The sequence below is a fragment of the Stenotrophomonas sp. STEN023 genome, from assembly GCF_056760135.1.
In genome coordinates this window covers 23491-34157 of sequence record NZ_JBRREF010000052.1, presented here as the reverse complement: position 1 = coordinate 34157, position 10667 = coordinate 23491, and the positions used below count along the sequence as shown (strand labels likewise).

The window sequence follows — 10667 nt, the reverse complement described above, 5'->3', positions numbered from 1 at the left end:
CCCCAAAACCCAACCCCGCCCCCCCCGGGGGGCCCGCCCCACCCCCGCCCCCCCCCCGCCCATCGTTTTTTTTTTTTTTGGGGGGCGCGCGCTCCCCGCCCAAGCCGACACATCATCAGATGGCACAGAAGCCCGAGGCTTCAGCCAGACCAGCTTCGCGGCTTACGCCGCTCCCACAGACAATCACTTCCATGGCAGTGGGTAAACCGCTACGACGCGGACTCACTCGGCGGCGGCAACTGCGGGGTGATCAACGCAATCGTATGCTCCAGCGCGCCGCGGCCATTGGCCACCAGTGCGCGTCCCGCCGCAACCATGCGCTCGCGCTCGGCATCGTCCTGCAATAGACGCGACACCGCGGCGCCCACTTCAGCCGCATCTGCACAGATGCACAGCGCTCCAGCCTCATCCATCCGCCGCGAGATCTCGGCGAAGTTGTGCAGGTGCGGACCAGTCACCGCTGCCGTGCCCATCGCCGCCGGCTCCAGCAGATTGTGGCCGCCGATGGCCTGCAGGCTGCCACCGACGAAGGCGACCTGTGCGCAGGCATAGAACGCCATCAGTTCGCCCAGTGTGTCGATCACGAATACCTGTGCATCCGCACCCGGCCATTGCTGTGCCTTGCGCGTCGCCACCCGCCAGCCCGGCTCGCGCGCCAGTGCTTCGACTTTGGCGAAACGTTCAGGGTGACGCGGCGCCCACAGCAGCAAGGCATCAGGATGCTGCTTCAACAAGCGCGCATGAATCTCGATCACCGCCTGCTCTTCACCCTCATGCGTGCTGGCAGCAATCCATATCGGCCGCGTGGTTGCCACGTGCTGGTGGAATGCCTGCAGTACCGCCGTCGGATCTGGTGGATGAATATCGAATTTCAGATTGCCCAGGGCCTGCACCTGTTCGGGCAATGCACCGAGCTCGATGAAACGTTCGGCGTCGGCCTGCGACTGTGCGGCAACGCAGGTTACCGTGCGCAGCGCGCGCCCAACCAGCGCTTTCAGCACGCGATAGCCTTTCAACGAACGCGCCGACAGGCGCGCGTTGAGGATGTAGACCGGGATGTCACGGTCACGGCAACCGAACAACATGTTCGGCCACAGCTCCGTCTCCAGGATCAGCGCCAGGCTGGGCTGGAAGTGTTCCAGGAAGCGGCTGACGCTGCCGGGCACGTCATACGGCAGATACACGTGATCCACCGCATCGCCCCACAGCGCGCGCACCCGCTGCGAACCGGTCGGGGTGATGGTGGTGATGATCCAACGAATGTCCGGGCGTTGCGCGCGCAGCGCATTGACCAGCGGTGCTGCCGCATTGACCTCGCCCACCGACACCGCATGCAACCACACCCGCGGCTGGCTGCCGCTGTCCGGGTAGGAGGCATAGCGCTCGTCCCAGCGCCGGAAATATTCGCGCACGCGAAACCCGCGCCACACCAGGTGATAGACGGTGATGGGCAGCAGCAGATAGAGCACGGCGGAATAAACGCCGCGCAGCAGTAGCTCGATCGGATCCTTACGCATCACCGAAGGATACGGGAGAACGCCGGAATTGCGCGAAACGGAGCACCTGTGACTGCCGCTTCGCCTCCTCCCTTGCGCACAGCGCAGGGGTGGATTGAAGAGGGGTGCCGTGCTTCGCCTCCTCCCTTGCGCACAGCGCAGGGGTGGATTGAAGAGGGGGGCCGTGCTTCGCCCCCTCCCTTGCGCACAGCGCAGGGGAGGATTGAGGAGGGGTGCCGTTGCTTCGCCTCCTCCCTTGCGCACAGCGCAGGGGAGGATTGAGGAGGGGTGCCGTTGCTTTTCGCCTTCGCCCACTCCGCACCGCCCCCACCCACTCCGGCAAACCCACATCTGCGCCAGCCGTCATCCCTGTGGCTTAGAATCGGCATATGTCTGATTCACCCTCCAGCGCCACCCGGCCTTCGCTGCTGCAGCCGCGCCATTGGCCGACCTTTGCCTGGCTTGGCATTGCCTTCATCGCCGCGCGGCTGCCATGGACACTGCAACGCGCGCTTGGCCGTGGCATCGGTTGGCTGGCCCTGCACCTGGCACGCAGCCGTCGCCGCGCCGCCGAGGTCAATCTCAAGCTCTGCTTCCCGGAGCAGGACGAGGCCTGGCGGCAACGCCTGCTGCGTGACAGCTTCGACGCGCTTGGCGTCGGTGTGTTCGAATTCGCCCGCGCCTGGTGGGGCAAGATCGACGTGATCCGCCCGCAGGTGCAGTGGGAAGGCCTGGAGCACCTCAAGGCACTGCAGGCCGAAGGCCGCGGCGTACTGTTGGTCTCCGGCCACTTCATGACCCTGGAAATGTGTGGCCGCCTGCTTTGCGACCACGTGCCGCTGGCCGGCATGTACCGCAGATACCGCAATCCGGTAATGGAGTGGGCGGTGAAGAGTGGCCGGCTGAAATACGCCAGTGCGATGTTCGCCAACGAAGACATCCGCGCCACTGTGCGGCATCTGAAGAAAGGCGGTTTCCTCTGGTATGCGCCGGATCAGGACATGCGCGGCAAGGACTCGGTGTTCGTGCCGTTCTTTGGCATGCCTGCGTCCACCATCACCGCGACCCACCAGTTCGCGCGAATGACCGGTTGTGCCGTGGTGCCCTACTTCCATCGCCGCGAAGGCAGCGGCTATGTGCTGAAGATCGCACCGCCGCTACCGGATTTCCCCACCGACGACCCGGTTGCCGACACCGCCCAGGTCAACGCCGCCATCGAGCAGATGGTGCGCGAGGCGCCGTCGCAGTACCTGTGGATCCATCGCCGCTTCAAGCGCCAGCCCGAAGGCCGCAGCCACTTCTACGACTGAGCCGGGTCCCGGCTCAACTGTCGCGCTGTGCTGGCTCGGCCAGCAAGGCACCGGCGTACAGAGCCGCCAGCAACACCGTCAGCCCGCCCCAAAAGGCGGAATAGAACGCAAGGTGGGTGTTGAGCGGGAACACCGTCACCGCCAGCGCCACCGCTGCCGGTCGCGCCCGCGCACGCGCCTCCGGCCCAGCGTAGATCCAGGCACGCAATGCCATCGCCGCGCCGGCAATCCACAGCAACAGGCCCAGCACACCGGTTTCGGCAAGGATCTCCAGCACGATCTGGTGGGCATGCAACGCCGGACCTTCGCCCCATACCGGCCCCTGCTGCGGGCTCTGGTTGCATGCCGGGTAAGCATCGCGGAAACCGCGCGCACCGACCCCGTTGACCGGATGCTCGCGCACCATGCACAGCGCCGCTGACCAGATCTGGCTGCGCCCTGACAAGGCCTCATTGACCCCGTTCGCATCACCATTGAAGGCCATCGCAGTACGTGCAAAGCGCTCACGCACCTGCGCCGAGCCCACAACCAATGCGCCGATGCCGACAACGCCAGCCAGCAGCACCAGCAGCAGCCACTTGGCGCCCAGCAAGCGCCGGCCAGAGATCAGCAGTACCAGCGCATAGGTGATCAGCGAGGCGCGCGACCCCGCAAGCACCAGCACCACGCCGACCGCAGCGGCAGCCAACAACCACGCCCAGCGCCCCCAGCGAGCACCGACAGGAAACAGCAGGAACGGCGAGAGCGTGGCCAGCACCTGGCCGAATTTCAGATTGCATGGGCCGAAGATGCCGGGCAGGCGATCAGCTGCGGCAATCTCCTCCAGCGAGCAAAGACCGTGCCCGCTGCTCAACCATTTGAGCTGGTCCAGGCTCCAGAACAAGGGGCTGGTGCCGAGCGCAGCCTGCAGCAGTGCATCCACTGTCCACAGCCCGGTAATCATCGCCAAGCCGGCAAAGCTTGTATGGCGGCGCTGCGGCGTAGCGACAGCTATCGCCACCAGCCACATGAAGGGCAGATAGCGCAGTCCGCTGGCGACCTTGCCCCAGACCTTGCCCGGGTCGTCCGCACCCACTGCTGAGCCGAGCTGCGGCAGCCAGTACGCGCAGAACAGCACGCTGGTCAGCGCCAATGCGGGCACACCCAACAGGCTGCGGATACCGCTGCCTTTTTTCAGCCGCAACAGCAGCAAGCGCACGACGGTGAACAACGCGCCCAGTACCAGCACCGACTCGGCGATACCGGGCAACGGCAGCAGCGCGACATAGGCGATCACCCATATCGGCGCCCACCAGCCGGCCTGACGCGGCATCGCTGCGTGGGAACGATCAGCCGCCGAGTTCTGCATAGACATCCAGGGTCGCACGTTGCATGGCCTGCAACGTATAGGGAATCCGTCGCGGAAGCGACGGCGGGCTCTGCAACAAGTGCAGCACGCTGTGCGTCAGCTGCTGCATGTCACCACGCGCCACGGCGCCGGACGGTTGCAGCTGGATGAGCAACTCGCCTACCCCGCCATGATTCCAACCCGCCACCGGCCGGCCCACCGACAGCGCCTCCAGCACGGTGCGGCCAAACGCTTCTGGTTTGTCCGACAACTGCAGCACCAGATCGCTGGCGGCATAGGCCTCGGCAATGCGGGTGGTGGGTTCGCTCAGCACCACCTGACCGGCCACGCCCAAGGTGTGCGCCAGCTGCTCCAGCTCGCGCACATAGGCCTCACGGCCGGGTTCACGTACGCCGGGCATCCACAACACCGCCGCTTGGCCTTGGCGATGCAGCCCGGCCAGCAGATGCAGCGCGTGCGCATGGCCTTTGAGCCGGGTGCCGCGTCCGGGCAACAGCAGCAACGGCGCCGGCCCGCCAAGCGCCGGATGCAGCGCGGCCACCGCCAGACGCGGCCGGCGGTCGCTGCGCTCCACGCGCGGAAACTGGGCGACATCCACGCCGCGCGGTATCACCCGCAGCGTGGCCGGGTCGGTGTGCCGGTAGTGTTCAAGCAGGTAGTCACGCACGGTCTGTGACACGCAGATCACGCGCTCGCCGCTGGCCATGATGCCGCTGTAGCGACCGGGCGAGTTCAGCCCATGCATGGTGGTCAGCCAATGCGGGCGCTGGCCCGCGGGCATGCCGCGCAAGGCATACCAGCCCAACCACGCCGGCAAGCGCGAACGTGCGTGCACGATGTCGGCGCCAGTCTCGCTGAACAGGCGCCGCAGCGATGCCACATGGCGCAGGGTCAGCAGCGATTTACGGCCGATGTCCAGGGTCAGATGCTCGGCACCGCTGTCCAGCAGTGGCTGCAGCAGGCGCCCGCCAGCGGACACGACAATGGCCCGGTGGCCAGTGGCCACCAGTGCAGCGGCAATTTCCAGAGTCGAACGCTCGACGCCGCCGGAATGCAGCGCCGGTAGCAACTGCACCACCGTCAAACGGCGCATCGGTCAGCGATCAGTCGGCCAGTACGAACACCGAACCGCAATACGGGCAGGCTGCCTCGCCATTGGGTTCGTTCTCGATCGGCAGGTAAACCCGCGGGTGCGAGTTCCACAGCGCCATTTCCGGCGTCGGGCAGCTCAGCGGCAGGTCAGCGCGATGCACGGTGTAACGCTTCTCGGCATTGGCGGGCGCGGTGGCGGTATGGCTCATGGCGTCATTCACGGAAATAAAACAGGTCGGTGCAATTCTAGCAGTGCCGGGCGATTGCGGCCGCCTGCAGGCGATCCGGGGTGGTAAAAAGACCGCCCCCGGCCCAGCCTGAACCGGGCAGCCCGGTGTCCGGGCGAAACCCGGACCAAGCAATCCCAACCACCAAGGGCAACCCGGCGGCGCACAAGCTTCCCAGGCCAACCTGCGGCAGCAGCAACGGGGCGGCACCCGGCCACCCCGTCAGCGTCCTACTTGAAGTCACCTGCAACAAATACGCTCAGCCGTTCCGGCTTGAGGTGCTTGCGGATGGCGGCATTGACCTGCTCCACCGTCAGCGCCTGGTAGGCCGCATCGCGCTGCGCTTCAAACGCCATGTCGCGGCCGTAGTACAGATGGTCGGTCAACAGGCCGGCAATGGCAGCGTCGACGGCACGCGATTGCTCACGCGCCACCATTTTCTCGGCCACCGCATCACGCAGTTCCTGCGCGGTGATGCCATCTGCAACCAGGCGGGTCAGCTCCTCACGCAGCGCCACTTCCAACTTGGCCATGTTCTCTGGCGCTGCGATAGCCTGGATGCTGATGCTGCCATTGTCATCGCGACCTTCGCGGCTCTCATCCGCGCTCAAACCTGCACCCACGTTGTAACTCAGGCCGTCCTTCTGCCGGATGCGGTCGCCCAGGCGTGCCTTGAGCGGATCTCCGCCGAGGATGCCGATGGCGATGTTCAGTGCCGGGAAGTCTGTGTCGGCCAGGTTGATCGAGACGTTCTGGCGGGCCAGCAGCACGGCATTGGGCTTGTCCGGGGTGGCGAAGCGTTCGTGCGTTGCCGCGACATCGCGGTAATGGGTGCTGATCGGCGCATAGGCGCGCGGCGCCTTCCAGTCGGCGAACAGACGCTGCAGTTCGGCCTTCATCGCCACCGGATCGAAATCACCAACCACCGCGATCTCACCAACCGAGCTGCCATAGAAGGCCTGGTGGAAGGCGCGGACGTCCTCAAGCTTGAGCGCCTGCAAACGCAGCAAGGACTCGTCTACCGACTCAACGTGCAGCGGATGCCCCACCGGCCATGGATCGAAGTACCTGCTCAACGCCATCGAGGCCAAGGTGCCGGGTTCCTTGCGCTGGAACTCCAGGCCGGTGACGGCCTGCAGGCGGAGCTGTTCAAACTGCTCGGCGGGGAACGCCGGATGACGCAGCACATCAGCTGCCAGCCGCAGCGCGTCGAGCAAGGTGTCGCGCTTGCCATTGAGCCTGATGCCCGCCCCCTGCATGCCGCCGCTCACCTGCGCCTGGGTATTGAGTGCATCGAAGCGCGCGGCGATCTGCCCGCGGTCCATGCGTTGGCTGCCCATCATCAGCATCGGTCCTACCCAGCTGCCTGCATAGCTACGCCCGGTGATCGACTGCTCATCTGCAAACCGGAAGCTGGCATCGAATGTCACCGTCTGCCCGCGATTACGCTTTGGCAGCAACGACACCCGCAGCCCGTCGCCGATAACGAAACTCTCGGTGCGCGCTGCGATGTTGTCCAGGCTGGGCTCGAACGCCTCGCCTGCAGCAATCGCGGCGCGCCCTTTGTAACCATCCACCAGGCTTGCTACCGCTGGCGCGGCAGGAATCAGCGCCCGGTCCGGGGACGCGGTCGGCACAAAGCGGCCGATGGTGCGGTTCTGCGGCTTCAGGTATGCCGCAGCCACGCGATTGACGTCCCCCGCAGTGACGCCGTCTATGGCATCACGCTGCACGAACAACAAGCGCCAGTCGCCAGCCGCCTGGTACTCGGACAAGGCCATCGCCATCGCGTTGACGTCGCTGGCGCGCTTTTCGATTGCATTGCCGATGCGCTGCTTGGCGGCAGCGACTTCTGCCTCACTGACCGGTGTCTCCGCAATGGCTTCAGCCTGCTTCAGCAGTTCGGCCTCGGCCATGCCTGCGTCACCGCCCTTGGGCAGGGCCGCGACCAGGGTGAACAGGCCCGGATCACGCAGGGTCTCGCCACTGGCACCGGCAAACGCCGCCAACCTGGTTTCCTGCAACGCCTTGTACAGGCGTCCATTCGGGTTGTCGCCGAGCACATTGCCCAATACCGTCAATGCCGCGCTGTCTGCCTGCGCAAGCGCGGGAACGTGGTAGCTGGCGGCCACCAATGACAGCTCGCTGCTGCGACGCACGGTGACTTCACGCTCGCCATCCTGCACCGGCTCCACGGTATGGAAACGCGGCAACGTGCGCGCTGGCTTCTTCAGCGCTGCGAAGTGTGTGGCGACGCGTGCCAACACCTGTGCGCTGTCGATGCGGCCGGCAACGATCAACAAGGCGTTGTCCGGCTGGTACCAGGTGCGATAGAAGGCCTGCAGGTTCTCGATCGGCACGTTCTCCACATCCGAGCGCGCGCCAATCGGCATGTTGGCGTAGTTGTGCCAGTCAAACGCGACCGAACGCATGCGCTTCATCAAAACGCCAACCGGATTGTTGTCACCGGCTTCCATCTCGTTGCGGACAACCGTCATCTCGCTGTCCAGGTCGGCCTTGGCCACCTTGGAGTTGAGCATGCGGTCCGCTTCCAGTCCCAACAACCAGTCCAAGGTGGCGTCATTGGCCGGGAACGAGGCGAAATAGTTGGTCCGGTCCAGCGAAGTGGTGGCGTTCTTGTCGACCCCGCGCTGCTGCATTTCGCCGGGGATATCGGGGTGCTTTGGCGTGCCCTTGAACATCAGGTGTTCAAGCAGGTGGGCCATGCCGGTTTCACCATAGTTCTCATGCAGGGAGCCCACGCCGTAAACCAGGTTGACGGTCACCGTCGGCTTGCTGGCATCGGCGAACAGCAACACCCGCAGGCCATTCTGCAAGCGGTACTCACAGACACCTTCAACGCAGGGACCTGCCTGCACATTCGGCGGCAGCGCAGCGGCATTGGCCTGTCTTGCCTGTGCCATCGGCGCCAGCGTCAGCGAAAGCGCTACCGCCCAGACGCAATGCGAAAGCTTCATCATCGGAATCCAGTCCTCGTTATTTGCGATCAGCCTATCAATGAGTGCACATGCAATCCCCGGTATCGCACCCGGTGACGCACGGCAACAATGTCCATCATCGCAAAAGCTGAAGATGCCGTGGCGCCACAGCAGTGGATCAGGTGCGCGGATGCATCCAATTGACCAGATCCGCTGCGCTTGCATGCAGCGGCGCTCAGCGCCCACCCAGCCAGCCACCGAACGAATACATGGGTTGCAGCAAGCGGTCACTCAGCGGCTCGCGCTCGCCGCTGAGCTGCGCATCCAGCAGCATCCCGGGTTTGAGCGGCTCCAACCTGCCGTGGGCAACGATGGCCTGGCTGGTCAGCTCCACGGTCACCCGATAGAAGGCTTCCTTCATCGCCGGAACTGCCGTTCCGAAACTGGCCTCTTCACTGTCCACGGCGGTGCGGCTTATGTGCGCGATGGTGCCGCGTTGCACCCCAAACTTCTGATGCGGAAATGCCTGGTAACGCAGAACGACGCGATCGCCGGGCGCCATCGCCCCGATCGCCCGCCCCGGCACCATCAGCTCAGCCTGCAGCCTGCCGTCGCCGGGTAGAACACTCAGCAGCGGCTGGCCCATGTGTACCGATTGCCCCGGCTTCACCATCTGCGCCACCACCACACCATCCACCGGCGCCTTCACCAACAAGGCGGCATTGGCTTCATTCTCGACCTGCTGCAAACGCAGTTGCGCCAGACGCTCAGCATAGGTGGCATCGTTCGCCTTGCGCCGGCCGGGCAACTCCCGTGCAGCCTGCTTGAGCTGTGCGATCAACCGCTGCGTCGCGGCCTGCTGCCGCCGCAGCGACTGCAACTGCACGGTGTACTCCAACAGCAACGCTTCCTGCTGCTCGGCCGCTGCCAGACCTGCTGCTGTTGCCGCTTCAATGCTCCTGCGACGCGTCAGCACGTCGCCGGCGATATGGATCTGCTCGCGCCGCGCAGCGATCTCCAGATCAATCTGCCTGGCTTCGGCACGCGCAGCATGCATCTGCTCGTGTAGACCGGCTGCCTGCACAGCCAATTGCTCCGTGAATGCATCGCGCGCCAATTCGATGCTGTCTTCCTTCTGCTGCAGACCCTGCTCCAAGGCGAGACTGGCATCCCCCAGCTCGGGCAGCGTGCGTTGCACCGCGACCAAGGCCAACGCCTCCCCCGCCACGACACGCTTGCCGTCATCTGCATCCAGCCAACGCACCACGCCGGTGACCGGCGCCAATACGGTCGCCATCCCTTGCACCGGTACCAGACGTCCTGCAACAACGGCATCCTCGCTGCCGTAGCGGACCGCGAGAACAATCAGTGAAACAACCACCAGCGAGAATGTACCCGCAAAATATGCATACAGTTTTGCAGGCCGCGCATATGCCATCCACCGCCAGCGACGAACGGATACGCGCAGTTCTTCATTCGTTTCGGTTTGCGACACGCATGCACCATTGCTTCAACGCTTAAGGAAAAAACCCATCAATCAGTAAGTTTTCTGCCGACAAATTTCCATCAAGATTCCTCTCAACTGGCGCAGCCTATCGACATCAGGTGAGACGGGGCGCATATGCAAGTTACATTGGCAAAAGTCGTCAATATCGATGACGACTCTCGCTCCGATAATCCACGGGCGTAATGAACATTGACAATAAGTCTTTGCCGACTGCGCAAGCTCGCAATGGCTTAGGCTTTTAGTCGGCTCTCATGGTCAACGCTCGAGGAGAAAGTTATGCATGACCATCTGGGAATCCGTATCCGTAAAGCACGGAGAAAGATGAAGATGACGCAGGCGGAGTTGGCCAGCCAACTGAAAGTAAGCCGAAGCGCAGTGGGAAACTGGGAAAGTCCAACCGGCATATCGCCCAGCACGATGCGGTTGATCACCATCGCGCTGGTTACTGATGTTTCGTTCGAATGGTTGGCGACAGGACGGGGTGAGCTTGATGCCATCTCCGCGGCATTACCGAGCGAGAACGCAGAGGTCATTGATGACCCATCGGAACGCAGGCTGTTGCTGGCCTACCGCTGCTGCCGTGCCGCTACACGGAAGCTGGTATTGCAGATAGTGGAGGCGCAGAAAGTCCCGCACCTGTGATGAGCGGCGGCGACCGACAACCACATCGGCGCCGGCTGCGTATCGTCGTTCTGTAGGAGCGGCGGCAGCCGCGAAGCTGGCAATGCTGAAGTTCCAGCGGGATGTG

The 10667-nt window shown here is 64.3% G+C and carries 8 protein-coding genes; 2 read left to right on the top strand and 6 right to left on the bottom strand.

Going from position 1 to position 10667, the window contains the following annotated elements:
• Window positions 1-209: 209 nt before the first annotated feature.
• Window positions 210-1517, bottom strand: a complete 1308-nt coding sequence (gene waaA / locus ACVOLV_RS14720; RefSeq protein WP_481555045.1) for a lipid IV(A) 3-deoxy-D-manno-octulosonic acid transferase — start codon at window positions 1515-1517, stop codon at window positions 210-212.
• A 368-nt stretch (window positions 1518-1885) separates the two neighbouring features.
• Here waaA and ACVOLV_RS14715 point away from each other — a divergent pair, with 368 nt between their 5' ends.
• The gene (locus tag ACVOLV_RS14715; RefSeq protein WP_481555044.1) at window positions 1886-2806 is read left to right on the top strand and encodes an LpxL/LpxP family Kdo(2)-lipid IV(A) lauroyl/palmitoleoyl acyltransferase; all 921 of its coding nucleotides are present in this window, start codon (window positions 1886-1888) and stop codon (window positions 2804-2806) included.
• A 13-nt stretch (window positions 2807-2819) separates the two neighbouring features.
• Here the strand turns inward: ACVOLV_RS14715 and ACVOLV_RS14710 are convergent, their stop codons facing one another.
• The 5 genes from ACVOLV_RS14710 to ACVOLV_RS14690 form a co-directional block, all read right to left on the bottom strand.
• Window positions 2820-4154, bottom strand: a complete 1335-nt coding sequence (locus ACVOLV_RS14710; protein WP_481555046.1) for an O-antigen ligase family protein — start codon at window positions 4152-4154, stop codon at window positions 2820-2822.
• The gene (locus ACVOLV_RS14705) at window positions 4135-5247 is read right to left on the bottom strand and encodes a glycosyltransferase (RefSeq protein WP_481555043.1); all 1113 of its coding nucleotides are present in this window, start codon (window positions 5245-5247) and stop codon (window positions 4135-4137) included. Before ACVOLV_RS14705 ends, ACVOLV_RS14710 begins: the two co-directional genes overlap by 20 nt.
• A gap of 10 nt (window positions 5248-5257) precedes the next feature.
• Window positions 5258-5455, bottom strand: a complete 198-nt coding sequence (locus tag ACVOLV_RS14700) for a zinc-finger domain-containing protein (RefSeq protein ID WP_282267169.1) — start codon at window positions 5453-5455, stop codon at window positions 5258-5260.
• 248 nt (window positions 5456-5703) lie between these two features.
• On the bottom strand, window positions 5704-8451 hold the full coding sequence (locus ACVOLV_RS14695; protein ID WP_481555042.1) for a M16 family metallopeptidase: 2748 nt from the start codon (window positions 8449-8451) through the stop codon (window positions 5704-5706).
• 196 nt (window positions 8452-8647) lie between these two features.
• Window positions 8648-9907, bottom strand: a complete 1260-nt coding sequence (locus ACVOLV_RS14690; protein ID WP_481555041.1) for an HlyD family secretion protein — start codon at window positions 9905-9907, stop codon at window positions 8648-8650.
• A 288-nt stretch (window positions 9908-10195) separates the two neighbouring features.
• Here ACVOLV_RS14690 and ACVOLV_RS14685 point away from each other — a divergent pair, with 288 nt between their 5' ends.
• Window positions 10196-10561 carry a helix-turn-helix transcriptional regulator gene (locus ACVOLV_RS14685; protein ID WP_481555040.1) on the top strand — a complete coding sequence of 122 codons (366 nt, stop codon included), beginning with the start codon at window positions 10196-10198 and terminating at the stop codon, window positions 10559-10561.
• The last annotated feature ends 106 nt before the right edge of the window (window positions 10562-10667 follow it).

Excerpts from the sequence above, each read along its gene's own strand:
- waaA (WP_481555045.1), bottom strand. The coding sequence starts at position 1,517 with ATGCGTAAGGATCCGATCGAGCTACTGCTGCGCGGCGTTTATTCCGCC.
- ACVOLV_RS14715 (WP_481555044.1), top strand. The coding sequence starts at position 1,886 with ATGTCTGATTCACCCTCCAGCGCCACCCGGCCTTCGCTGCTGCAGCCG.
- ACVOLV_RS14710 (WP_481555046.1), bottom strand. The coding sequence starts at position 4,154 with ATGCAGAACTCGGCGGCTGATCGTTCCCACGCAGCGATGCCGCGTCAG.
- ACVOLV_RS14705 (WP_481555043.1), bottom strand. The coding sequence starts at position 5,247 with ATGCGCCGTTTGACGGTGGTGCAGTTGCTACCGGCGCTGCATTCCGGC.
- ACVOLV_RS14700 (WP_282267169.1), bottom strand. The coding sequence starts at position 5,455 with ATGAGCCATACCGCCACCGCGCCCGCCAATGCCGAGAAGCGTTACACC.
- ACVOLV_RS14695 (WP_481555042.1), bottom strand. The coding sequence starts at position 8,451 with ATGAAGCTTTCGCATTGCGTCTGGGCGGTAGCGCTTTCGCTGACGCTG.
- ACVOLV_RS14685 (WP_481555040.1), top strand. The coding sequence starts at position 10,196 with ATGCATGACCATCTGGGAATCCGTATCCGTAAAGCACGGAGAAAGATG.